General features: G+C 60.6%; 22 protein-coding genes and 1 tRNA gene. 15 read left to right on the plus strand and 8 right to left on the minus strand.

Features of this window, described 5'->3' with window-relative positions:
• The first annotated feature begins 21 nt into the window (after nt 1–21).
• The 5 genes from serS (at nt 22) to J3R84_RS06455 (ending at nt 5,560) form a co-directional block, all read left to right on the plus strand.
• Nucleotides 22–1,305: a serine--tRNA ligase gene (serS, locus tag J3R84_RS06435; RefSeq protein ID WP_025426857.1), complete on the plus strand. Its 1,284-nt coding sequence runs from the start codon at nt 22–24 to the stop codon at nt 1,303–1,305.
• Nucleotides 1,306–1,321: 16 nt separating this feature from the next.
• Nucleotides 1,322–2,092 carry a 5'/3'-nucleotidase SurE gene (surE, locus tag J3R84_RS06440; RefSeq protein WP_057205034.1) on the plus strand — a complete coding sequence of 257 codons (771 nt, stop codon included), beginning with the start codon at nt 1,322–1,324 and terminating at the stop codon, nt 2,090–2,092.
• A 35-nt stretch (nt 2,093–2,127) separates the two neighbouring features.
• On the plus strand, nt 2,128–2,742 hold the full coding sequence (locus J3R84_RS06445) for a protein-L-isoaspartate(D-aspartate) O-methyltransferase (RefSeq protein WP_435526089.1): 615 nt from the start codon (nt 2,128–2,130) through the stop codon (nt 2,740–2,742).
• Between the two features lie 474 nt (nt 2,743–3,216).
• Entirely contained in the window at nt 3,217–3,861 is a 645-nt protein-coding gene (locus tag J3R84_RS06450; RefSeq protein WP_025426860.1) for a hypothetical protein, read from the plus strand.
• A 151-nt stretch (nt 3,862–4,012) separates the two neighbouring features.
• Nucleotides 4,013–5,560 (plus strand): peptidoglycan DD-metalloendopeptidase family protein, encoded by a 1,548-nt coding sequence (locus tag J3R84_RS06455; RefSeq protein WP_025426861.1) that lies wholly within the window; start codon nt 4,013–4,015, stop codon nt 5,558–5,560.
• A gap of 5 nt (nt 5,561–5,565) precedes the next feature.
• Here J3R84_RS06455 and J3R84_RS06460 read toward each other — a convergent pair whose 3' ends face one another.
• Nucleotides 5,566–6,435 carry an ATP-binding protein gene (locus J3R84_RS06460; RefSeq protein ID WP_025426862.1) on the minus strand — a complete coding sequence of 290 codons (870 nt, stop codon included), beginning with the start codon at nt 6,433–6,435 and terminating at the stop codon, nt 5,566–5,568.
• A gap of 239 nt (nt 6,436–6,674) precedes the next feature.
• Here J3R84_RS06460 and yajC point away from each other — a divergent pair, with 239 nt between their 5' ends.
• The 5 genes from yajC (at nt 6,675) to J3R84_RS06485 (ending at nt 11,582) form a co-directional block, all read left to right on the plus strand.
• Complete coding sequence (yajC, locus tag J3R84_RS06465) at nt 6,675–7,010, plus strand: preprotein translocase subunit YajC (protein ID WP_025426863.1); 336 nt, start codon at nt 6,675–6,677, stop codon at nt 7,008–7,010.
• A gap of 50 nt (nt 7,011–7,060) precedes the next feature.
• The gene (gene secDF, locus J3R84_RS06470) at nt 7,061–9,631 is read left to right on the plus strand and encodes a protein translocase subunit SecDF (RefSeq protein ID WP_057214180.1); all 2,571 of its coding nucleotides are present in this window, start codon (nt 7,061–7,063) and stop codon (nt 9,629–9,631) included.
• Nucleotide 9,632: 1 nt separating this feature from the next.
• The gene (locus J3R84_RS06475; protein WP_025426865.1) at nt 9,633–10,019 is read left to right on the plus strand and encodes an Mth938-like domain-containing protein; all 387 of its coding nucleotides are present in this window, start codon (nt 9,633–9,635) and stop codon (nt 10,017–10,019) included.
• A 22-nt stretch (nt 10,020–10,041) separates the two neighbouring features.
• Nucleotides 10,042–10,884: a phytoene/squalene synthase family protein gene (locus J3R84_RS06480; RefSeq protein ID WP_025426866.1), complete on the plus strand. Its 843-nt coding sequence runs from the start codon at nt 10,042–10,044 to the stop codon at nt 10,882–10,884.
• A gap of 230 nt (nt 10,885–11,114) precedes the next feature.
• Nucleotides 11,115–11,582 (plus strand): hypothetical protein, encoded by a 468-nt coding sequence (locus tag J3R84_RS06485; protein WP_025426867.1) that lies wholly within the window; start codon nt 11,115–11,117, stop codon nt 11,580–11,582.
• Nucleotides 11,583–11,693: 111 nt separating this feature from the next.
• Here J3R84_RS06485 and trmFO read toward each other — a convergent pair whose 3' ends face one another.
• The 3 genes from trmFO to J3R84_RS06500 form a co-directional block, all read right to left on the minus strand.
• A complete protein-coding gene (gene trmFO, locus J3R84_RS06490; protein ID WP_025426868.1) occupies nt 11,694–13,112 on the minus strand; it encodes a methylenetetrahydrofolate--tRNA-(uracil(54)-C(5))-methyltransferase (FADH(2)-oxidizing) TrmFO in 1,419 nt (472 codons plus the stop codon).
• A 109-nt stretch (nt 13,113–13,221) separates the two neighbouring features.
• Nucleotides 13,222–13,365: a DUF1127 domain-containing protein gene (locus J3R84_RS38690; RefSeq protein WP_065781539.1), complete on the minus strand. Its 144-nt coding sequence runs from the start codon at nt 13,363–13,365 to the stop codon at nt 13,222–13,224.
• Between the two features lie 442 nt (nt 13,366–13,807).
• Nucleotides 13,808–13,951, minus strand: coding sequence for a DUF1127 domain-containing protein (locus J3R84_RS06500; RefSeq protein ID WP_203527245.1), 144 nt, complete (start codon nt 13,949–13,951; stop codon nt 13,808–13,810).
• A gap of 940 nt (nt 13,952–14,891) precedes the next feature.
• Here J3R84_RS06500 and J3R84_RS06505 point away from each other — a divergent pair.
• From J3R84_RS06505 to tig, 4 genes are all read left to right on the plus strand, one after another.
• Nucleotides 14,892–16,001, plus strand: coding sequence for a DUF2157 domain-containing protein (locus J3R84_RS06505; protein ID WP_057205027.1), 1,110 nt, complete (start codon nt 14,892–14,894; stop codon nt 15,999–16,001).
• The gene (locus J3R84_RS06510; RefSeq protein ID WP_025426870.1) at nt 15,998–16,591 is read left to right on the plus strand and encodes a GDYXXLXY domain-containing protein; all 594 of its coding nucleotides are present in this window, start codon (nt 15,998–16,000) and stop codon (nt 16,589–16,591) included. The genes J3R84_RS06505 and J3R84_RS06510 overlap by 4 nt, the downstream gene beginning before the upstream one ends.
• Before the next feature lie 186 nt (nt 16,592–16,777).
• Nucleotides 16,778–16,862, plus strand: a tRNA-Leu gene (locus tag J3R84_RS06515).
• Nucleotides 16,863–17,041: 179 nt separating this feature from the next.
• Entirely contained in the window at nt 17,042–18,520 is a 1,479-nt protein-coding gene (gene tig / locus J3R84_RS06520) for a trigger factor (protein ID WP_025426871.1), read from the plus strand.
• 106 nt (nt 18,521–18,626) lie between these two features.
• Here the strand turns inward: tig and J3R84_RS06525 are convergent, their stop codons facing one another.
• Nucleotides 18,627–19,436, minus strand: a complete 810-nt coding sequence (locus J3R84_RS06525) for an endonuclease/exonuclease/phosphatase family protein (RefSeq protein WP_203527244.1) — start codon at nt 19,434–19,436, stop codon at nt 18,627–18,629.
• A 186-nt stretch (nt 19,437–19,622) separates the two neighbouring features.
• Nucleotides 19,623–21,029: a Si-specific NAD(P)(+) transhydrogenase gene (gene sthA, locus J3R84_RS06530; RefSeq protein ID WP_025426873.1), complete on the minus strand. Its 1,407-nt coding sequence runs from the start codon at nt 21,027–21,029 to the stop codon at nt 19,623–19,625.
• A 217-nt stretch (nt 21,030–21,246) separates the two neighbouring features.
• Between sthA and J3R84_RS06535 the strand changes: the two genes are divergently transcribed.
• Entirely contained in the window at nt 21,247–22,275 is a 1,029-nt protein-coding gene (locus tag J3R84_RS06535; RefSeq protein WP_038576918.1) for a magnesium and cobalt transport protein CorA, read from the plus strand.
• A gap of 107 nt (nt 22,276–22,382) precedes the next feature.
• Here J3R84_RS06535 and radC read toward each other — a convergent pair whose 3' ends face one another.
• Both radC and map read right to left on the minus strand, forming a co-directional pair.
• A complete protein-coding gene (radC, locus tag J3R84_RS06540; RefSeq protein ID WP_203527243.1) occupies nt 22,383–23,174 on the minus strand; it encodes a RadC family protein in 792 nt (263 codons plus the stop codon).
• On the minus strand, nt 23,171–24,010 hold the full coding sequence (map, locus tag J3R84_RS06545; protein ID WP_057205024.1) for a type I methionyl aminopeptidase: 840 nt from the start codon (nt 24,008–24,010) through the stop codon (nt 23,171–23,173). The genes radC and map overlap by 4 nt, the downstream gene beginning before the upstream one ends.
• Nucleotides 24,011–24,063 lie beyond the last annotated feature (53 nt).

Consider the following 24,063-nt stretch of genomic DNA (forward strand, 5'->3'; position numbering starts at 1 on the left):
TGCAAAACGCGTGGAACGACAATGCTTGATATCAAATGGATCCGTGAGAATGCCGATGTGCTGGATGCCGCCCTGGCGAAGCGGGGCGCGGAACCATCGTCTGCGTCGCTGATCGCCATCGACGAACGTCGCCGCACAATCCTTCAGTCGCTGCAGGACATGCAGTCGCGCCGCAACGCGGCGTCGAAGGATATCGGCGCGGCCATGGCACAGAAGAACAATGAGCTCGCCGAAAAGCTCAAGGCCGAAGTTGCCGAACTGAAGAATTCAATGCCGGCGCTCGAGGAAGAGAGCCGCCAGGTCGAAGCCGAACTGAACGACGCCCTGTCGCGTCTTCCTAATATTCCGCTCGACGACGTCCCTGTTGGTTCGGACGAGGCGGGCAATGTCGTGACACGGGTTATCGGTGCCAAACCCACCTGGAACCACCAGCCGCGCGAGCATTTCGAAGTCGGCGAGGCGCTCGGGCTGATGGATTTTGAGGGAGCCGCGCGCATTGCCGGATCCCGCTTCACCATCCTGAAGGGCCAGCTCGCCCGGCTCGAACGCGCGCTCGGCCAGTTCATGCTCGACCTGCACACCCAAGAGCACGGCTATACCGAAGTACAGCCGCCGCTATTGGTGCGTGACGATGCGATGTACGGCACCGGCCAACTGCCGAAATTTGCCGAAGACCTGTTCCGCACAACCGACGATCGCTGGTTGATCCCGACGGCGGAAGTGCCATTGACCAACATCGTGCGCGAGCAGATCCTCGATGGCGAAAAGCTGCCGTTGCGCTTTACCGCGTTGACCCCGTCCTTTCGTTCGGAGGCCGGTTCTTCGGGCCGCGACACGCGTGGCATGCTGCGCCAGCACCAGTTCAACAAGGTCGAACTCGTGTCGATCACCGATGCCGAGACGTCCGTTGCCGAGCATGAGCGCATGACTGCCTGCGCCGAAGAAGTGCTGAAGCGTCTGGGTCTGCACTACCGCGTGATGACGCTTTGCACCGGCGACATGGGCTTTGGCGCCCGCAAGACCTACGATCTCGAGGTCTGGTTGCCGGGACAGGACACATATCGCGAGATTTCGTCCTGCTCGGTCTGCGGCGATTTCCAGGCGCGGCGCATGAATGCGCGTTACCGCAACAAGGAAGACAAGGGCACAAGGTTCGTTCACTCGCTGAACGGTTCCGGCGTCGCCGTCGGCCGCGCCCTGATCGCCGTTATCGAAAATTACCTGAACGCCGACGGCTCGGTTTCGGTGCCGGATGTATTGCTTCCCTATATGGGCGGCCAGAAACGTATCGAAAAAGCTGCCTGACGGGAAAGAAATCGCAATGCGGATCCTGCTGACAAACGACGATGGCATCCACGCCGAAGGCCTTGCGGTCCTCGAGCGGATAGCCAAGACGCTTTCCGAGGATGTCTGGGTGGTGGCGCCCGAGGCCGATCAGAGCGGTCTTGCCCATTCGCTGACGTTGTCGGAACCGCTGCGCTTGCGTCAGATCTCCGAGAAGCGTTTTGCGCTCAGGGGCACGCCGACTGATTGCGTGATCATGGCTGTGCGCAAGGTGCTGGACAGCAAGCCGGATCTCGTCCTATCGGGCGTCAATATCGGCGCCAACATGGCTGACGACGTCACCTATTCCGGCACCGTCGCCGGTGCGATCGAGGGAACGCTGCAGGGCATCCGCTCCATGGCGTTGAGCCAGGCCTACAGCCACGTCGTCGGCGAGGCGGTGGCCTGGGACGTGGTCGAGCGTCACGCGCCTGCGTTGATCCGCAGCCTGCTGGCAGTTGATCTTCCTGATGGTACGTTGCTCAACCTCAACTTCCCGAAGTGCTCCGCCGATGCCGTCGCCGGCACCGAAGTGACTTCGCAAGGCAAGCTCGACTTCGGTCTTTCCATCGACGAGCGTGCCGACGGTCGCGGCTTTCCCTACTTCTGGCTGCGTTTTGGCGAGCGCTTCGGTGATTTTCGCGCCGGTACCGATATCCACGCGCTTCGTGAAAACCGGATCTCGGTGACGCCGCTCAAGCTCGACCTGACCGACTATTCAGTGCAGGACCGTCTGGCACGGGCCTTGAGCGAAGGGACCGTCGCTTGAGCGGACGTGTTTCGGAACAGGAAGGCTTTGCGGCGATGGTCTTGCGGCTGCGCGCCGAAGGCATCAGCAACCAGGGCCTGCTGAACGCGGTCGAGCAGACGCAGCGCGGCCATTTCGCGCCGCCGCAGTTCCAGGCGGACGCTCATTCGCAGCGGACGATCCCACTCGACTGCGGCTCGTTCATGGAAGGCTATGACTTCGCCGTCCGGCTGTTGCACTGCCTTAACCTCAAGTCCGGGCAGCGCATCCTCGAGGTGGGAACCGGCAGCGGCTTTACCGCTGCAGTGATGGGCCGCATCGCCGAGCGCGTGCTGACAATCGACCGCTACCAGACACTCGTCTCCACTGCGCAGAAAAGCCTGGAAAAGTCGGGTGTGCGCAATGTCATCGTCCGCCATGCCGATGGCAGTGCCGGAGTACCGGGCGAGGGCACGTTCGATCGCATCTTGATTACCGCTGCGTTCAACAGCCTGCCGCGCATGTTCTCCGACCATCTCGTGTCCGGCGGAACGCTGGTCGTTCCGATCATGATGAGCGAAACGCATTGTCGCATCGTTCGTGTCAGCCGCACCGGCAGCCGCTTCGATCGTGAGGATCTGTTCGACGCGCCTTACCTTCCGATCGTTCCGCAACTGGCGTCTTACCTCTAGGTTAGCAACCCACTTGCGTGATCTGTGCTGTCCCGCTACGGCTTGGAGCCCAACCATGCACATTCATGTGGGGGAATTGGAGCATGGCGCGGCTCGTCAGAGCCGTGCTCACGGATCGTGACGTCTCAGGACACTACAGCGCCGCGCGTCTTATTAGACGCGCAAAGGTCGCTGTAGCACTTTGAATTGCTGCATGTTTTTATCCTTAAATCGAATGCGATTTAAGAAAACATGCAGTAGGCATGGCGGCTCTTTTAAAAGTGCGACGCAGAGATCCTCGTCGTGGCCACGTGATGAGGGCGGGCGGATCGCCCCGACGACCGTCTATTGGTTAACAAAATCCTAATCTCTCCAGTTTCGCGCAAGCTTCGCGCCATACGCCTTCGGCTGCACGAAAGGTTTGGCCTTGCGAGTCGCTGAATTTCTATGCGGTTCGGAAAGGCGATCTGGTCGTGCGGTTGACGGAGACGGCACATGCAGATTGCGAACAGGCTGACGGCCGCGGCATCAGGCGATGGACTGGGCAACCTTGCCGGCCGTGCGGCGGGGCAATCCGGCGCAGGCGGTAAGGATGAAAATGCCGCTCAGGCGATGCAGGCCACGTTCTTCGATCCGACGCCGCGGATTTCGCTTTCCGCCGATGCGCTGCTTTATCTCAGTCAGAACAGAAGATCCTCCGACGGCCAACCGGCCCTGACGCGCGACGAGTGGAACAACCGCCTGTCGCCGCAATTGGCCTTGCGGGAATACCAGGCGTTCGGAAAGTTCCTGGAGACCGGTGATCACAGTGGCTACTACAAGGGCTTCATCGAGTACTATGATGGCCTGCGGTCCGAGGACCAGCATAGCCTGCGCTATTTCGGGACGCGTGAGGCGGCTGTCGCCGGGCTACGCTCGCTCGAATACGATCAGGCAAGCGGCCTTGATGGAGAGACGACGTTCCAGACGCTGGTGAGCGTGCTTCTCGAGGAAGACAAGACTGCGCAGTCGGAAGCTCCCGCAGCGCCGGCTGGACGCCAGATTTTTGCCTGGGATCTGACAAGCATTAGCTATGAGGGCGAGCCAACCGAGCGGCGTGCCGTCTCCGAGATCGAACGCCTCTATTCCGAACTGATCTAAGTTTGCAGCGCCGCTAAGGCGAGCCTTTGCACCGGTCTATGGTTAGCATTCTGTCAAACTAGGTCTTTGGTGGTGTCGCCCTTAACCGTGCGGTAACTCTAATACGCTTTAATCATCCCACATCGAGTTGCGTTCGGAGTGGGTAAGCGTCATGCGTCAGTTTGTATCTCCCAAGGTTGGAAAGTCCACGATCCGCCTGTGTGCAGCAGTTTTGCTGGCAGGCGTTGCCACAGGGTGCAGCTCCGACGCCAGCCGTTTCGACGGCTTGTTTTCGCGATCGGACACGCTGACGACCAGCTCAATTCAGAGAAATACCACGCCGGTGCCGCGCGGCGATGTCGACAGCGGCCAGATGGCTGTTGTCTCTCCGGCCGATACGCGCAACTCGGCTCTCGGGCAGCCTTATCCCGCGGCGAACGGTGGCTACGATCCGGTCAATACGGCGTCGACGCCGGTCTCCAGCGCCCGCGCCGCCTCGACGCCGATGAGCGTGCAGCGTTCGACCCTCGCCGATCCGACGGCGGCCTCCAGCCAGCGTATTGATCCGCAACCGTTCCCAGCCGCACGCCAGGTCGAGCAGGTCTCCACGGCCACGCGTCAGGCATTGCCCGCTGCCGTCAACGATACTGCGAGCAAGAGCGGCTGGACGACGCAGAATGCTCCCTCGATCATGGTTCGCCAGGGCGACAGTGTGTCCATTCTCTCCAAGCGTTTCGGTGTTCCTGAAAAGGAAATCCTGAAGGCCAACGGATTGAAGACCGCTGGACAGGTCGAGCCCGGTCAGCGCCTGGTGATCCCGACCTTCGGTGTTGCGAGCAGTGCCGCGAAGGCTGCCGCGTCCAACACGATGACCGATCTGGATGGCAGCAAGCGCCAGCCATCGCCCTTGCCGACCGATCAGCGCGATGTCGCAATCCTGCCCGGTCAGTCGCAGTCCCGCGATAAGAGTGCAGGCAAGACGGATGTTGCTGCAGGCAAGGTCGCTTCGACGGGCGAGGGCAGCGGCAACGGCTCGTACACCGTCAAGCCGGGTGATTCCCTCAATCGTATCGCCAAGGCAACGGGTGTTTCGGTCGGCGCCCTCAAGCAGGCCAACGGCCTGACGGCAGAATCGATCCGTGTCGGCCAGACGTTGAAGGTGCCGGGCGCAGCGACCGACCAGGTGAAGACGGCATCGGTTCCGCCCAAGAAAGCCGAAGGTCAGGTCGCCGCGCTCGACAAGAGCAAGCCCGCCGAGTACCAGCCTCCCGTTGCCAAGCAGAGCGTGTCCGAAGTCGCCAGCAAGACCCCTGACGTTGACGAGGAATCGCCGAAGTCGACGGGTATCAGCAAGTATCGCTGGCCGGTACGCGGCGCGGTCGTTGCCGGCTACGGCGCCAATGTCGATGGCAACCGCAACGACGGCATCAACATCTCCGTGCCCGAGGGCACGCCGATCAAGGCAGCTGAAAATGGTGTGGTCATCTACTCCGGCAGCAGCCTGAAGGAACTGGGCAACGCCGTTCTCATCCGTCACGACGACGGCACGGTCACCGTCTACGGCAATGCTTCCGAACTGAAAGTCCAGCGCGGCCAGAAGGTGCAGCGCGGCCAGACGCTCGCGGCATCCGGTATGACCGGCCGCGCAAGCCAGCCGCAAGTCCACTTCGAAGTGCGCAAGAACGCCAGCGCCGTGAACCCGGCCACGTTCCTGGAATAGGCGGCTTAGCCTTCCAGCCGGTGGCGCAGGCGACCGGCCAGATCCTGAATGAACTGCCAGGCGACGCGGCCGGACCTTGCTCCCCGCGTCGTCGACCATTCCAGCGCATCGGCGTGCAGAATATCCTTGTCCACCGCAAGGCCGTAGTGAGCCGCATAGCCGTCGATCATCGCCAGATAATCTTCCTGGCTGCATTTGTGGAAGCCGAGCCACAGTCCGAAGCGATCCGACAATGATACTTTCTCTTCGACTGCTTCCGATGGGTTGATGGCGGTCGATTGCTCGTTTTCCATCATGTGCCGCGGCAGAAGATGACGCCGGTTGGACGTGGCGTAGAGCAATACGTTGGTCGGACGCCCCTCGACGCCACCGTCGAGCACGGCTTTGAGCGACTTGTAGGACGTGTCGTCATGGTCGAAGGAAAGGTCGTCGCAGAAAACGATCACCGGCACCGGCGCGGATTTCAGGATTTCCATCAGCGCCGGTAGCGTCGCGATATCCTCGCGGTGAACCTCCACCAGCTTCACGGCGATGCCCGTATCGCGTGCGACCTGTGCGTGAACCGATTTGACCAGCGAGGATTTCCCCATGCCGCGCGCGCCCCACAGAAGCACGTTGTTTGCCGGATAACCTTCGGTAAAGCGCAACGTGTTGTCGACCAGGATATCACGCACGTGGTCGACGCCGGTGATCAGCGACAGTTCGATCCGGTTCGGTCTTTTGACCGGCTGCAAGTGGTGGCTTGCCGGCGCCCAGACGAAGCACTCTGCCGCGTCCCAATCGTTGGCAGCGGCAGCGGGGCCGGCGATGCGTTCGATCGCCGCGGAAAGCTTCTGCATTTCCTTGATGAGAACGTCGATCTTTGTTTCACTCATCGGTCCATCTCCGCTTGCTGAATCAGTCACTTGGCTTCGGTTTAACCGGGTAGCACGCAGGTTTGCGCTGGAAAAGGCCGCACTGGGTGGGAGAGGGGGTTCTCCTCTTGCCCAAATTATGTCAGAGGCACTGGAACGGATACGGGTGCCGTCGCTTTGCATTGCGGCTGCGCGCCCTTATATTCCGGCCGATTTGGCGCGGAGGAACCGCCGCATATTTTGAACTCAAGGAGTGATCGATGTTCATTACCGAAGCTTTTGCGCAGACAGCCGGCGCCCCGTCGACCGGCGGCGCGGACATCCTTATGTCCATTCTGCCCTTCCTGCTGATCTTTGTTGTTATGTATTTCCTCATCATTCGCCCGCAGCGTGCACAGATGAAGCGCCGCGACGAGCTGCTGAAGAACATCCGTCGCGGTGACCAGGTCGTGACCGGCGGCGGCATCGTCGGCAAGGTGACGAAGGTGGTCGACGATAGCGAGCTGGAAGTCGAAATTGCCGAAGGCATCAAGATTCGCGTCGTTCGCAGCGGCGTATCGGAAGTTCGCGTCAAGGGCGAACCCGTAAAGGAATAATCGAAGTCCAGCCACAACCGGATGTGTCCGGGAAACGGAGCGTTTGAGGCATGTCCAATCTGAAGCCGTTGAAGAGCGCTCTTGTTTGGCTGGCAGTGCTTTTGGGTGTCGCGCTCGCGATGCCGAACTTCCTGACGAAGGAACAGGCGGATGCGCTGCCTTCGTGGCTTCCGCACCGTCAGGTGGCGTTGGGGCTCGACCTCCAGGGTGGCTCGCATTTCATGCTGCAGGCCTCGCGCGAGGACATTCTCGCCGAGCGGCTTGAAGCGGTGACAAATGATGTCGGCAAAGCGCTGCGCGATGCCGACATTGCCTATTTCGGCCTGTCGGGCGAAGGTCAGTTGATCTCGCTGCGGGTTCGTGACCGAGCCAAGTTGCCGACAGCGCGTGCGGCGCTTGCTCCGCTCATGGCACCGGTGGAAACTGGTGGTCTGGTCAGCGACGAAGTTACCGAACTTGCCTTCGACAGCGCCGAGGCAGACGACTTGATCCGCCTTCGCCTGAGCGACGAAGGCATCGACTACAGGATGTCGCAGGCTCTGGCACAGACCATGGACGTCGTTCGGCGCCGGATTGCCGAAGTCGGGGTGGCAGACCCCCTGATCCAGCGCCGGGGTGATGATCGGCTTATCGTCCAGGTGCCGGGTCTGGCGGATCCGCAGCGCCTGAAGGACCTGCTTAGCCAGCGCGCCCGCGTTTCCTTCCAGATGCTGAATGTCGCCGTGCCCGTTGAGCAGGCTGTTGAAGCGCAGCCGCCGGCCGGCAGCGAAGTTCTTTATTCCTTCGACGATCCGCCGATACCCTATCTCGTCGAGAAGACCCGGCTGCTGTCGGGCGAAGACTTCACCGCCGCGCAGCCGGATATCGACGCGACAAGTGCCGAGGCGTCGGTCGCGATCAAGCTGACACCGGCGGCAACCGGCCGTGTTGCCGCACTTCAGGCAAAGGGCGCCGACCAGAAAGTCGCGATCATTCTCGACGACCAGGTCGTCGCTGCGCCGACACTTGCGGCTGCCGTCAAGGGCGATACGGCAATCATTACCGCCGATCTGCCGGAGGAGGGTGCCACCGATCTCGCAGCCCTCGTCAGAACCGGGCCACTACCGGCGACGTTGACTGTCGTCGAGGAGCGGACCGTCGGGCCGGGCGTGGGCGATGACGCGATCGGTGACGGCCTCAAGGCCGGCTTCATCGCTGCCGTTGCAGTCGCTGTTTCGATGATTTTCTTCTACGGCGTCTTCGGCATCTTCGCCGTCGCGGCTCTGGCCGTGAATCTCATTTTGATCATCGCCGCACTTTCACTCACCGGTGCGACGCTGACATTGCCGGGTATTGCCGCAATCATTCTGACCATCGGCGTGGCTGTCGATTCCAACGTTTTGATCTATGAGCGCATCCGCGAGGAAGCGCGCGGTGGTCAACCGCTGGTCCAATCGGTCAACAAGGGCTTTGCGCGCGCGTTCAGCAGCCTTTTCGATGCCAATCTAACGATGCTGATTGCCGGTGCGATCCTTTTCTACCTTGGGTCTGGTCCCGTGCGCGGCTTCGCCGTCACGCTTGCGATCGGCAGCTTCACGACCTTGTTTACCGCCTACACGATCACCCGCAGGATCGCCAAGGCCTGGCTGCGCGGCTGGAAGGCGCAGCATCTGCCGAAGGGTATTCGTACGGGACGCTTCAGCGATCTCGACATCCGCTTCATGGCGATCCGCAACCCGGTCTTCATCGTCATGGCCGCCTTGTCGGTTGCTTCCGTACTGCTGCTCGCAAGTCTCGGTCTCAATCTGGGGGTCGACTTCAAGGGTGGCTCGATCATCGAACTCGAAAGCAAGGCCGGCAATGTCGATATCGCCGATCTGCGCGTGCGGCTCGATGAGTTGAACCTCGGCGAAGTTCAGGTACAGCATCTGGGTTCTGGTAACGATGTCCTGGTGCGCGTGCCGTCACAGGAAGCCGGCGACAACGCCGAGCAGACCGCGATCGGCGTCATCCGGGCAGAGCTCAGCGACGAATATGCGTTCAAGCGCGTCGAAGTCGTCGGTCCGGTTGTCTCGGGCGAATTGACGCGCGCCGGCACTATTGGGCTTGCGGTCTCCTTTGCTGCGATCCTGCTTTACGTGTGGCTGCGCTTCGAATGGCGTTTCGCGCTCGGCGCCATCATCGCAACCCTGCACGACGTGCTGCTGACGATCGGCTTCCTGGTGATAACCGGCATCGAGTTCAATCTCGGCAGCATCGCCGCCGTTCTGACCATCGTCGGTTACTCCCTGAACGATACGGTCGTCATCTATGATCGTATCCGGGAGAACCTCGGCCGCTACAAGAAGATGCCGCTGTCGGTGTTGATCGACGCCTCGATCAACCAGACGCTGTCGCGCACGATCCTGACGGCGCTGACGACGGTGCTGGCGCTGGCGGCGCTCTACCTCTTCGGTGGCGGTCTTATCCGCTCTTTCAGCGTTACCCTCTTGTTTGGCGTCATCGTCGGCACGATCTCTTCGATCTATATCGCTGGTCCGATCCTCATTCTCTTCCGCAAGCGGACGGACCATTTCCAGGGCGGGGAGAATTCCTCCGGCCCGGGCGCCGGAGCGGCGCAAACGGCAAAGGGTTCAGTCTGAAATGCCCAAGGGTATCGAGATCCGCGAAGCGCATTTTCCGGGGCGCGCCCCGATCGATGCCTATGGCAATGGCGGCTTCCGCTTTGCCGATATGTCGCACCGCGGCTCCGTGCTGATGCTGCCATCGGGCGTCTATGCGTGGGACGTTGTTGAAGGCGATCCGTTGTTGGTCGAGAAGTTCCAGCGCGTGCTGGACGAAGCGAGTGACATCGAGGTGCTGTTGGTCGGCACCGGCCTCGATATCCGGCAACTGCCGGCCGAGCTGAAAACGGCCCTGCGTGCATTGAACATCTCGTCCGATCCGATGAGCACGGGAGCAGCTGTCAGAACCTACAACGTGATGCTGGCCGAAGCGCGTGCGGTCGCCGTCGCGCTGATTGCCGTCTGATCGCGGCCAGGGGAAGACTTGCGTGCAAGACATTGATGCCCAGATCCTGACCGACCTCAGGGACACGGATCGCGACCGTTACCTCGCCTGTCTGCTGGCGCCGGTGGCCAGCCAGCCGTCACTCGCTCCGCTCTATGCCTTCAACGCCGAGCTCGCCCGCATTCGCGAACTCGTGCACGAGCCCATCCCCGGTGAAATCCGAATGCAATGGTGGCGGGAGCTGTTGGAGAACGAAGCGGCGACGGGCGAGGGGCATCCGCTCGCGCGGGCGTTGCTCGCGTGCATTCGTAAGCATCGGCTTCCGATCGCTGTATTTCAGAACATGATCGATGCACGGATCTTCGACCTCTACGATGATCCGATGGAGGACAGGGCGGCGTTCGAAGGTTACGCCGGCGAGACCGCCTCGGCGCTCATTCAGCTGTCGTCGCTCGTCCTCGATCCGCAGAACGCCGCAAGGTCTGCGGAGGCAGCCGGTCATGCCGGCGTCGCGCAGACCGTCGCAGGCCTGCTTCTGCTCCTGCCGCAACATTCCCGCCGCGGCCAGGTCTATCTGCCGGCCGAGCTTCTGCGAGCAACCGGGCTTGACCGCGAAGCGCTGCTCGCCGGAGAAGACGGGCAAGCAATCGGGCGGGCGATCCGGGCCTTCGCCGGTTTCGGCCGCGATCATCTGGCCAAGGCGCGCGCCCGGCTCGACACGATCTCACCCGACAATTTCGCCGCCTTCGTTCCCCTGGCCCTCGCCGAGCCGATCTTCAATCGCGCGGATGCTGTCGGCGCAGAGTTGCTGCGCAATCCGATAAGGCCGGCGCAATGGCGGCGGCAGTGGTGGATGTGGTGGGCGAGCAGGCGCAAGCGGTTTTGAAGCCGGCCGCGCAAATGTGTTCAATGGCTTTGCTATAACGACCTGCACAAAAACCAGAGCTTGAAGCGAAGTCAAACGTTAGCGAAAGATGGCGGCGCGCTTTGGTGCCGAGACCTGCGCGGCATGTTGTAGGCCAGCTAGCCACGGCACGAGGCTGGTCAAATTGGCGCAAGGCTCGCATCGTATAAACACACCCTATCGACTCATTACCGACTTAGGGGGCCTGTCTGATGCTCTGGCTGCTTTTCATCATCATCGCCATTCTCGCCGGCGCCTTCTACATGTGGATGAACGCACGGGCCGAGCGGGATTGGGACGATCCGGATGCTGGCTCGGCAATGGTCGAGTTCGGGCGCGCCTTTCCGGACGAAGCGATCCGTGCACTTCATTCGACGGCGGACCGCAAGGCAATTTTTCTGCGGCTGCATGACGGCAAGGCTGGTTTCATCCAGTCGCACGGCACGCATTATGTCTGCCACGTCATTCAGCCGGGAAAAGTCCGGGTCAACAGTTCGGACAGCGGCCGCGGTCTGATTGTCCATTTCCCTGATTTCGCCTATCTCGACAACGCGTTCGAATTTCACAACGCTGCCGAGGCGGCCGAGGTATCGTTGTGGCTGTTGGGCAGTTTCAGCCCGAAGTCCGAGTTTACGGCAGACGAGGCAAATGTGCCGTCTTCGGCGCAGGCGAGCGAATAGCCGGCGCTCCGCTAGCAAACGCTGCGGGCATTCATGACATCAGTTTAGTTCTGTAAAAGGAAAGCCCTCGCAAACCGGAGTGGATCCGGTTTGCGAGGAAATGTTTGGCTCTCAGGCGCATCCGTTCAGCCAGGCGGCGCAGTCGCCGAGCGCTCGGGCGGCCGTGGCCTGTTTCTTCGCTGCGGCCTTTTCCTTGCCGCGGAAGCGCTTGGCGCCTTCGGGCTTGATGATGGCGCCGGGTTCCAGCGGCGGGAACAGGCCGAAGTTGACGTTCATTGGCTGGAACGAACGTTTGCCCGGCTCGTCGTCGGAAACGATGTGACCGCCGGTGATGTGGTTGAGCAGCGCGCCGAAGGCCGTCGTTGCCGGCGGTGCAGCCAAAGTTTCACCCTTGCGTTCCGCCGCGGCGAACCTGCCGGCCAGCAAGCCGATGCTTGCGCTCTCGACATAACCCTCGCAGCCAGTGATCTGACCGGCAAAGCGCAGGCCTGGCCGCGACTTGAGAGTTAGTGTGCCGTCGAGCAGGGTCGGCGAGTTGATATAGGTGTTGCGGTGCAGGCCGCCGAGGCGCGCGAACTCGGCGTTCTCGAGACCGGGGATCATCCGGAAGACTTCCGCCTGCGCGCCATACTTCAGCTTCGTCTGGAAACCGACCATGTTGTAGAGCGTGCCGAGCGCATTGTCCTGACGAAGCTGGACGACGGCATAGGCCTTGACCGTCGGATTGTGGGCGTTGGTGAGCCCCATCGGTTTCATCGGTCCGTAGCGAAGCGTCTCGCGTCCGCGCTCCGCCATCACCTCGATCGGCAGGCAGCCATCGAAGTAAGGCGTGCCTTCCCACTCCTTGAAGCCGGTCTTGTCGCCGGCCACGAGTGCGTCGATGAAGGCGTTGTACTGCTCTTCGTTCATCGGGCAGTTGATATAGTCCTTGCCCGTACCGCCGGGGCCGACCTTGTCATAGCGTGATTGGTACCAGCAGATGTCCATGTCGATCGTCTCGGTATAGACGATCGGCGCGATGGCGTCGAAGAAGGCAAGCGCATCAGCGCCCGTTTCCTGGCGGATCGATTCGGCGAGATCAGGCGCTGTCAGCGGACCGGTTGCAATTACTGCAAGGTCCCATTCCTTCGGCGGCAGGCCGCGGATTTCTTCGCGTACCACGGTGATCAGCGGATGGCCGTCGATCGCCGCGGTGACGGCGTCGGAGAAGCCGTCGCGGTCGACGGCAAGCGCGCCGCCGGCCGGAACCTGGTTGGCATCGGCCGCCTTCATGATCAGCGAGCCTGCAAGGCGCATTTCGGCGTGGAGTACGCCGACGGCATTGCTGGTCGCATCATCGGAGCGGAACGAGTTGGAACAGACGAGTTCGGCAAGGCCGTCCGTCTTATGTGCATCGGTGCCGCGGACGCCGCGCATCTCGTGCAGCACGACCGGAACGCCGGCCTCGGCGATCTGCCAGGCCGCTTCGGAGCCGGCAAGGCCGCCGCCGATGACATGAATGGGAGAGTGGGAGGAGGTGTCTTTGCTCATGGTCGGCTTCCTACCATGCTCGTCCTGTCGTTCCAACCGTCGTTGCGCCGGGAACAAACGAAAACGGCGCCTGAAGGCGCCGTCTTGGAAGTCTGGTCGTTCGTTCCGATTAACGGAAGGAACGCGATGCGATGTTGCGGATATCGTAGCGGGTGATGCCGATGTCATTGAGAGCGTGGTTCGACAGGTTGCCGAGCTCGCTAACGGTGCGGCGGTAGTTAATCCAGCTTTTTGCGATACGAATCGGGTTCATGACTTTTTCCTCAAGATCGGTTTGTCGCGACAACCATCTGTCTGCGTCGTTGAGGTTCTTATACGCTTGTCTAATTGGAAGGTGGAGTGCAAAGAAAATGCAGCTGCTATGCATTTGTGCAGTGCATCGCCAAATTGCTGGGCAACATTTGCACCCGCTCGAAAACGCGCCATCACTTAAAGATTGATTAAAGTGCGTGCGCGGCCCGTTAAGGATTTGTAATCGCGCTATTTTCTGCGCGGATGCCCGACGGTGTCGCCGCGGTTCCCAGCTTCAATCCAGGCACGATTGCTTGGCTATAAGCAGAACTCGATCGGTGACGCGCTTTCGCAATTGCGAAGGTGATTTTGCGGCAGCAATTCGACAACGAAAAACGCCCCCCGGAATGAACCGGAGGGCGTTGGTAATGTCCGGCGCGCTGCGCGAAGCAGCGCTCCTGGAATTACTTGATGGCCTGACGTGCAACGTACTGGATGTCGCCGCGGCCGATGCCGAGGTCGCTCAGTTCCCGGTCGCTCATGCGGCCGAGTTCGTTGCAGGTCTGACGATACTTGCGCCAATTGTTGAAAGAGCGTGCGATGTTCATGATCCTATCCTTTCTAGGGTCGTGTGCCAGCGCTTATCTCTCGGCTGGCCGTCATCTGATGACCCGAAATATAATCGATTTTAGCAGAAGTTACAGAGATAATGCTGCATCGCACCCATGCAGCTATTGCAAGTCTCATTGTGGCCGGGATGTCGACGCCATACCACCAATGTGCTGCCGGATGCCGACAGAACCGTAAGAGACTGCAGAGAGAAGAGGATGGCTGAATCAAACAACGCCCGCTGGGGGAGGAGATCCAGCGAGCGTCGTTTTATTCTGATCGGCAACTGGGAGGAGGAGTGCTGCCAATCCAAATCGAGGGGCGCTGGGAGGAGGAGTGCGCCGCCCCGATCGATGAGTTGAAGGTACTTCAGTCTGCCGAATTTGGGTAGATCAGTTGCCTCATGGCACCTATGCATGCGGCGCATACCTCGATGTGAAGTCGACAGATATCTGCGCAAATATTGTGCAATTGCTTCGCTTGGTCGCGATGGATGAAAAACGGGGGGGCTGAAAAGAAATAACGCCCGCTGGGGGAGGAGGTCCAGCGAGCGTCATTGAAGGTGATTGGCAACTGGGAGGAGGAGTGTTGCCAATCGTATCGGAGGGGCGCTGGGAGGAGGAGTGCGCCGCTCCGAATTCCATCGAATTTTCGTCCGGGTCTTTCCCGGCACTCCGGGGCGGTTGACCATTGCCGCTAGCGTCCGCTTGGCTGTTTGCCTTCGTTCGCTTCTGATGATTTGAATATAGGGTGCTTAAATCGATTTGTGCAGTGCAATATCCGCATGGAAGATATGCGCATTGCGCAAGCCGTCAGATCCTGGCGGACCAACGTCTGGTCCGAGCGATCGAATGGTTGTGTTTTTCCGCCATTGCGTGATTAGGTAAGCGCCTCGGTTTTTGTCTTCAAGGGCAGGGCCGCCGAAGGAGGTGGGGCAGCATGTATCGCGGTCGTCTGGAAAAGGACTTCAAGCATTGGGTTGGCATGGGGCTTCTGCCGGAGGCTTCCGCGCGACAGATGCTTGCGGAGTATGATGGTCGCGAATCCACCTTTCGGGCGGGGCGTGTTCTGCTGGTGCTCGCCGCCCTGCTGCTGTCGGCCTCCGTCCTGCTGCTTGTCGCGGCCAATTGGGAAGCACTGCCGCGTCTTGCCCGCCTGATCGGTATTGTCGCCTTGATCTGGGGCTTTCATCTTGCCGGTGCGTTGCTTCTCCGGCGAGGCAATGGCGGCCTGGCCGCGGCGGCTCTGGTGCTGGCGGCGATGTCGTTTGGTGCCGGCATTGCCCTGGTCGGGCAGATGTATCATCTCTCGGGTGATGCAGCCGATGCGATCCTGCTCTGGATCGCCGGCGCTTGCGTGACGGCGCTCGCCTTTCGATCGGCGGCTGTCACAACAGTGTGCGGCGGGCTGGCCTGGGCCTATTTCCTGACGTTGCTGTCGGAGGGCGGTCTTGGCGATATCGTCGAATGGCAGACCTGGCTCGTCCCGGCGCTCGCCATCCTCGTGGTCATTCTGGTGCGTGTGACGGATGCAGGTCGCGCGCGGCACCTCGCCTATCTTCTCGTCACGGGATGGCTGATTTGGCTCTATATCGAGAACTCGTCCTTGGGTTTTGCCGGCACGCTGGCAGGCGGCGGCATTGTCGCCTTCCTTGCGGCAGCCATGCCGGGCTCGCCGCTTCGCCCCATCGCGCTTGAAGCCGGCTCCGCGCCCGCATTCTATTCCTTCGCCTTGGCACTCATCGGTTTCTCGGTGCTGCAGTTTGAAGCTGACGGTTTGACCAGTGAAGTGGCCGCCGGCGCGGCCGTGCTCATCGTCGCTCTGCTTGGGATCGCACTTGCCGGCGCGCAGAACGGGGCAGTGCGTTACCTCGGTTATGCGGCGTTTGCTGGTGAACTTCTCTATCTCGCATTCGAGACGCTGGGCTCAATGCTCGGAACCTCGGGCTTCTTCCTGATTTCCGGCCTGCTGGTGGCGGCGATCGCCTGGCTGGTGATCCGGATCGAAGGGCGCCTGATGCGGACGCGACGCGAGGAGGTTTCGCCATGACTGGTCTCTCGCCAAAGCGTCGCTGGTTGCCGCCGCTCATCGCCGCGCTGATTGCCGCCGTCCTTCAGACGGCAGCGCTTGGCTACATGGTCGAAAGCCGGGCTTCGATCCTGCGCAACGGCAAGGAAGTCCTGCTGAAGACCGTGCCGGTTGATCCGAGGGATCTGCTGCGCGGCGACTACGTCATCCTGAGCTATGACATTTCCTGGCTGCCGCCGGCACTTTTCAAGGACGGATTGCCGACGGCGCCGGCGGAAGCGACGGTTTTCGTGCGTCTGGCAAAACAACCGGACGGCTTCTGGGGTGCGGCGCAAGCGTCCTTCAAGCCCCTTGCGCCGACGGATGACAGTGTCGTGCTTCAATCGCAACCGTTCACCTATTACCCTTCGTCGAGTGAAAACCCGTCATCGATAAACGTCGCATATGGCATCGAGCGATTCTATGTTCCGGAGGGCGAGGGCCGGGTGCTGGAGCAAGCGCGCAATGCCGAGGCGCTTTCGGTCAATGTTCGCGTCAATAATGCGGGGCGCGCACAGATAAGGCAGATCGCCGTCGAAGGCACGCCTGTCTACGAAGAGACGCTCTATTGACCGCTTGCTGCGGGATCGGATCGATCTGTCGTGGGTAACCGCATTTTCCCTTTGATCCCGCGAAAACGAGTGATATAGAGACGCCGCGCTCGGGAAAGCCCTGAACCTCAGCATGCCCATTCTATCTGCGGTATTTCCGTTGGTTGGTCTTGCGGGAATACGATCAGGCGGTGCGATTGTCTGAACGCGGGTATGGTGAAATTGGTAGACACGCCAGATTTAGGTTCTGGTGCCGCAAGGCGTGGGAGTTCAAGTCTCTCTACCCGCACCAAGACAAGCATCGCGCCAAAAGTCCGGATTCTGCTATGATGAAGGGGGCTGGAGTGCCATTTTGCTTGCAAAACGGTTACGGAACTGCGTAAAGCCACTCCCGGCAAATGGATCGGCTCACGTGCTCGCCAGACCTTTCTAAGGGGAAGAGCACAGTCAACGTGAAATGAAGGTTTGAACATGCAGGTTATCGAAACGCTCGCTCAAGGGCTGAAGCGCGAACTCAAGGTCGTTATCCCGGCCAAGGACATGGAAGCTCGGATGAACGAGCGTCTGGCCGAAGTGAAGGACCGTGTGAAGATCAACGGCTTCCGGCCGGGCAAGGTGCCGTTCGCGCATCTGAAGAAGGTCTATGGCAAGTCGATCATGGCAGATCTCGTCAACGAGATCGTCCGCGAAAAGCCGACCGAGATCCTTTCGGGCCGTGGCGAGAAGTCGGCGACCCAGCCGGAAATCGCGATGACCGAGGACGAGTCCGAAGCCGACAAGATCCTCAACGCTGAGGCTGACCTCGAGTTCACCGTCGCTTACGAAATCATCCCGGCGATCGAACTCAAGGACGTCAGCGGCATCAAGGTGACGCGCGAAGTCGTCGAGATCGCCGAAGACGAAGTCAACGAGCAGATCCTGCGTATCGCTGAAAGCGCTCGCACCTACGAATCGAAGAAGGGCAAGGCCGCCAACGGCGACCGCGTCACCATCGACTACCTCGGCAAGGTTGACGGCGAAGCCTTCGACGGCGGCAAGGACGAAGACGCAGAACTCGTTCTCGGCTCCAACCGCTTCATCCCGGGCTTCGAAGAGCAGCTCGTCGGCGTCAAGGCTGGCGACGAGAAGACCATCACCGTGACGTTCCCGGCCGATTACCCGGCAGCGAACCTCGCTGGCAAGGAAGCCACCTTCGACATCACCGTCAAGGACGTTGCTTCGGCCCAGGACATCGAAATCAACGACGAACTGGCCACCAAGCTCGGCCTCGAATCGGCTGACAAGCTGAAGGAAATCGTTCGCGGCCAGATCGAGAGCCAGTACGGCTCGCTGACCCGCCAGAAGGTGAAGCGTCAGATCCTCGACCAGCTCGACGAACTCTACCAGTTCGATACGCCGGAGCGCCTCGTCGAAGCCGAATTCGAAAACATCTGGCGTCAGATCAACACCGATCTGCAGCAGGCCGGCAAGACCTTCGCTGACGAAGAAACCACCGAAGAAGAAGCACGCGCCGAATACCGCAAGCTCGCTGAGCGTCGCGTTCGCCTCGGCCTCGTTCTCTCGGAAATCGGCGAAAAGGCCGGCGTTCAGGTCAGCGACGACGAACTGCAGCGTTCGCTGTTCGAACAGCTCCGCCAGTTCCCGGGCCAGGAAAAGCAGATCCTCGACTACTTCAAGAACACGCCTGGTGCCGCCGCTTCGCTGCGCGCTCCGCTGTTCGAAGAAAAGGTTGTCGATCACCTGCTCTCCGAGATCTCGGTAACCGACAAGACGGTTTCCAAGGAAGAGCTGACGGCTGACGACGAAGAAACCGAAGGCAAGGCTGCCAAGAAGGCTCCGGCCAAGAAGAAGGCCGCTGCCAAGGCTGACGCCGCTGAAGGCGAAGAAGCCGCTGCTCCGAAGAAGAAGGCTCCGGCCAAGAAAAAGGCTGCTGACGACAGCGCCGAGTAATCACTTCTTCGATTGCTTACAAATTGAGGCCCTGCCGTTTACGGCGGGGCCTTTTCTGTTGGGGAAATGTTTGTCGTGCGTGGTGGGTGCACAGAGACGTTTTGCTTTACCGAAGATCGAGCAGCAACGCCCGGTGATCCGAGACTTCCGGTTGTTCGACAACGTCGAAGCTGATGACATCGACATCCGGCGTGGCCAGCATGTAATCGGCGTAACGCCCTGATTTGCCGTAGTGCGATGTGCGTGTATCCGTGTGACCTCGACCGGTGACGAGATCGGACAGGCCGAGACTGCCGAGCGCCGCAAAGGTTGCGCTTTCAGGCAGGACATTGAAATCGCCGCAGACGACGAGCCTTTCGTTTCCGGGCCAAATGCGGCCGATAAGTTGTACCAGCGCATCCGCCTGCGCCTGCCGCTCCGGCGTGTCGCCCTTGCCGTTCGTGGTCCGCAGGCCGTGCATCTGCGCGATGGTTATGGAAAAGCCATGCTCATAGTTGAAGAGGCGGAGGCAGTGGGCATTTCGGGCGCGCGGATGTTCGCCCCAACCGTCGGGCGAAAACTCGCCATGGACGAAATCGAGCGCCTGGCCGATGACGGGAAAGGATTTGCGCACGAATGTCGCCAATCCGAATTCGGAATGGACCATACGATCGCCATCGGAAAGCTCGCCTCTCGACGTCGGGCAGAAATACCCGTCATGATCAGGCAGGGCTGCGCAGATCTCGTCGAAGAGATTGGCGCGCTGCGGCAGCTCGGCATCGCGATCGCGGTAAAGGAGCCACTCTGACCTCGTCTCCGGAGAGCGCACGACCTCCTGCAGACACAGGATGTCTGCGTTGACTTCGACAAGATACGGTATCAGCGGCGCATGCAGCTTGCCGCCCCAGGCATTCAGGGAGAGGATGCGTAGTGCCATGCTCAATCGCTCGCCAAAACACGGCCCGACGATGCGCAGCATATTCGGGCCGTATGCGTGAAAACGAAGCCCAGGCCGATCACTTGATGCCGTTCTCAAGTGGCCGGATTTGGCGACGTCAGGGCGGCGAGGCTATCTGATTCGCGGCGGTTTGTTCGGGGCCGACCTGGCCGGCCTCGCGGCATTTTAAGCCGTCGGCTTGATCTCGCCCATGCGGTTCCAGGCGTCGAGGCCGGCAATCTTGTAGGCTTCGGCAAGCGTCGGATAGTTGAACGTGTTCTCGACAAAGTACTCGACGGTGCCCTTGAGGTTCAGCACGGCCTGGCCGATATGAACCAGCTCGGTCGCGCCTTCACCGAGGATGTGCACGCCGAGCAGGCGGCGCGTCTTTAGCGAAAAGATCATCTTCAAAAGACCGGAGTCGAGCCCCATGATGTGGCCGCGCGAGGTTTCGCGAAAGCGCGCAATGCCGCATTCATAGGCAATGCCGCGCTCCTTGACCTCCTCTTCTGAAAGGCCGCAGGTGGAGATTTCCGGAACGGCATAGATGCCGTAAGGGAAGTATTTTTGCGGCTCCATGGCGATGGCGCCGACTGCGACGCGAGCAGCAATGCGTCCCTGTTCCATCGAAGTCGAGGCAAGGCTCGGGAAGCCGACCACGTCGCCGGCGGCGTAGATGTTGGGCACTGAGGTCTGGAAGGTTTCGGGATTGACCTTGAGCCGACCGCGGCTGTCGGCTTCGAGCCCGGCGGCCGGAAGATTGAGCGTGTCGGTCGCGCCCATGCGGCCGGCGGCAAAGAGCACCATGTCGGTCACGATCCTGCGGCCGTTGTCGAGCGTCAGCAGAACCTTACCATCGTCGAGCCGTTCGACCTTTTCCGCCTTCTGCCCGAGATGGAGTTTCATGTTGCGGTCGCGCAATTGATAGGTGAAGTCCTCGACAATCTCCTTGTCGATGAAGTCGAGCATCGTCGTCTTCGGGTCGATCACCGTCACTTGCGTGTCTAGCGCACTGAATATCGTCGCATATTCGATGCCGACGACGCCGGCGCCGATCACCACGAGCGAGCGCGGCAACTGCGAGATATCGAGCAGCTCGTCGCTGTCGAGCACGGTCTTGCCGTCGAAGGGCATGTAGTCCGGACGGAATGGCTTCGTGCCGACGGCAAGCATGATGCTGGTCGCCGAAACGAGCAAAGTCTCGCCGTCGTCCTTGACCACTTCAAGCGTGGTCTGATCGACGAAACTTGCCTTGCCGCGCATCTGCTGCACGCGGTTGCGGGCAAACTGGTGTTCGAGAACCTCAACCTCATGATTGAGGGTGATGATCAGTCGCTGGCGCAGATCCTCGGCGCTGATCTCCTCCTTGACGCGGTAAGAGCGGCCGTAAAAGCCGCGTTCGCGCCAACCCGAGAGATTGAGCGCCGTTTCGCGCAGGGTCTTCGACGGGATCGTGCCCGTGTGCACGGAAACGCCGCCGACGCGTTTGCCCTGTTCGATGACGAGAACCTTCTTGCCGAGCTTGGCGGCCTGGATGGCGCCACGGCGGCCGGCGGGTCCGCTTCCGACGACGATGAGATCGAACTGGTTCATGGGCATTTCCGTAAAAAAGGAAGAATCGTTGTGCGCTGCGAAAAGTCTCGCTCGCATGCGTCTATATCGTCAATCGCACAGTTTGATGAAGTGGTTTTCGTCTTTGAAACCTGTTGGGTGCGAATATGACGAAATACGCGTATGCTCGATGACCCAATAGCATACCGGTGCATGGAATTCATGCGGGCATGGGAGGTCTTCTATGGCGTTCGACCTGATGAACGAGCCAAGCTCGGACTATTCGCGCACCACGGAACCGCCGCATGGGGAGGACAGGCAGGGCGTGATCGCCGCTGCGGTCTACGAAAACGGCGTGCGCATCCAGGACATTCAGGTGGAAGATGCGAGCAAATGGCGAAACCGCCCGAATGCCGTCATCTGGATCGGTCTCCATGAACCGGATGCTGCGTTGCTTCGCCAGGTGCAGCGCGAGTTCGATCTGCATGACCTGGCGATCGAAGACGCCTGCAAGGCGCATCAACGTCCTAAACTTGAGATCTATGGCGATTCGATTTTCGTCGTTGCCCGCACCGCTCATATGGTCGGAGTCGAAATCGCGTTCGGCGAAACGCATCTCTTCGTCGGGCGCGGCTACGTCGTCTCGGTTCGCCACGGCGCCTCGACCTCCTATATGGCCGTGCGGCAGCGATGCGAAGCGTCACCCGCTGCCCTTGCTCATGGTGAGAACTATATCCTGTATTCGATCCTCGATTTCATCGTCGACAATTACATGCCGGTAATCGAGGCCATTCACGAGGAAGTCGAACGGCTCGAGGATCGTCTGCTTCGCCAACGGCTGGAGAAGGCGGATATCGAACGGCTCTATCTGCTCCGGCGCAACCTGCTCAGGCTTCGCAATGCCGCCGTGCCGCTGGTCGATGTCTGCCGGCGGCACGAGCATATCGATCTGCCCGGCATGGAGGCGGCACTGCAACCGCTGTTTCGCGATGTGACCGACCATGTCCGCCGCGTGCAGGAAGATATCGATGCGTTGCGCGAGGTTCTGGCCTTCACCTTTGAAGCCAGCTTGATGATCGGCCAATCCGAGCAGACGGAGATCTCCCGCAAGCTTGCCTCCTGGGCAGCTATCCTTGCAGTGCCGACGGCAATTGCCGGTATCTACGGGATGAACTTCGACGACATGCCGGAGCTTAAATTCCGCTACGGTTATTTCGTGGTGCTGGCCGTGATCATCGGGCTCTGCCTGACGCTGTATCGCTTCTTCCGCCGCGCCCGATGGCTTTGATTGCAAAGCCCGGCGGCTAGAGCATTTCCAGGAAAAGTGCGAAGCGGTTTTCCATCAGGAAATGCGTAAAAAAGCGTTTGTGCGATTCCGTCCAAATCGGAAACGCTCTAGAAGAGGCGCAGCCCCTTCAGGCTTACATGGCCGTCCTTGCCGATGATGATGTGATCGTGCACCGCAATGCCGAGCGGCTTGGCTGTCTCGACGATCAGCTTGGTCATGTCGATATCCGCCCGCGACGGCGTGGGGTCGCCTGAGGGGTGATTATGCGCAAGGATGATCGCGGTTGCCGACAATTCGAGTGCGCGCTTGACGACCTCGCGCGGATAGACAGGCGTGTGGTCGATCGTGCCCGTCTGCTGGACCTCGTCGGCAATCAACGCATTACGCTTGTCGAGGAATAATATCCGGAATTGCTCCTTGGTCTCATAGGCCATAGCCGCGTGGCAATATTCGATCACCGCCGACCAGGACGAGAGAATGTGCTTCTTGCGCAGGTCACTCTTCAGCGTTCGGTGCCCGATCGTCGAGACGAGCTTCAGGTCGAGCGCGACCGATTCGCCAACACCCTCGACCTCCTGCAGCAACGGGAGCGGTGCGCCGAATACACCGGCAAGCGTGCCAAAGCGCGTCAGCAGCGCCTTGGCAATCGGCTTGGTATCCTTGCGCGGGATAAGCCGGAACAGCAGCATTTCGAGGAGTTCGTAGTCGGCAAGCGCGGCGTCGCCGTGCTCGCGATACCGTGTTCGCAGCCGATCACGGTGGCCAAGATAGTGCGCCTCGACCGCCTGAGCTGCCGCGTCTGAGACATGCGCGTCCTGCGGCTGCAGATCCGCAAAAAACGACCGTTCGTCCGCCGGCTGCGTCGCATCGCCTGCGGATGAGCGGGAGTTTTTCTTCATGCGGCGCCCATGGCGGCCATGTCAGGCTTGAAGAGGCCGGCCGGCGAGAGCGTGAAGATCTCGCAGCCATCAGCCGTGACGCCGACCGTATGCTCGTACTGCGCCGAGAGAGAACGGTCGCGTGTTACCGCCGTCCAGCCATCGGCAAGTACCTTCACGTGCGGGCGACCGAGATTGATCATCGGCTCGATGGTGAAGATCATGCCTTCGCGCAGTTCCGGCCCCTCGTTGGCGCGGCCGTAATGCAGGATGTTGGGAGCGTCGTGGAAAAGCCGGCCGACGCCGTGTCCGCAGAAGTCGCGTACGACCGAGCACCGTTCGGCTTCGGCATAGGCCTGGATGGCTTCGCCGATCGCGCCGGTGCGGGCGCCAGGACGCACGGCGGCAATGCCGCGCATCAGGCACTCATGCGTCACGTCGAGAAGCCGCTCGGCGGCACGTTTGATCTCGCCGACCGGATACATGCGGCTGGAATCGCCGTGCCAGCCATCGATCACATAGGTCACGTCGATATTGACGATATCGCCGTCGCGAAGCGGCTTGTCGTTCGGAATACCGTGGCAGACAACGTGGTTGATCGAGGTGCAGGACGACTTGGTATAGCCGCGGTAGTTCAGCGTTGCCGGAAGCGCGCCGTTGTCCATGCCGAACTCGAAGACGAAGCGGTCGATCTCCTCGGTCGTCACCCCGGGCCGAACGCGCGACACCAGTTCGTCGAGGCAACGCGCCGTCACCTGACAGGCCTTGCGCATACCTTCGAACCCCTCCGGTCCGTAGAGGCGGATGACGCCGGTGTTCTTATAGGGCGCGGACCCTGCCTCGATGTAAGTCACCATTCCAGAACTTTCAGTTGTTTCCTGTCGAATTTCATAATCCAGCAGGGGCAGCC

Source organism: Ensifer canadensis (assembly GCF_017488845.2).
In the GTDB taxonomy this organism is placed as follows: domain Bacteria; phylum Pseudomonadota; class Alphaproteobacteria; order Rhizobiales; family Rhizobiaceae; genus Ensifer; species Ensifer canadensis.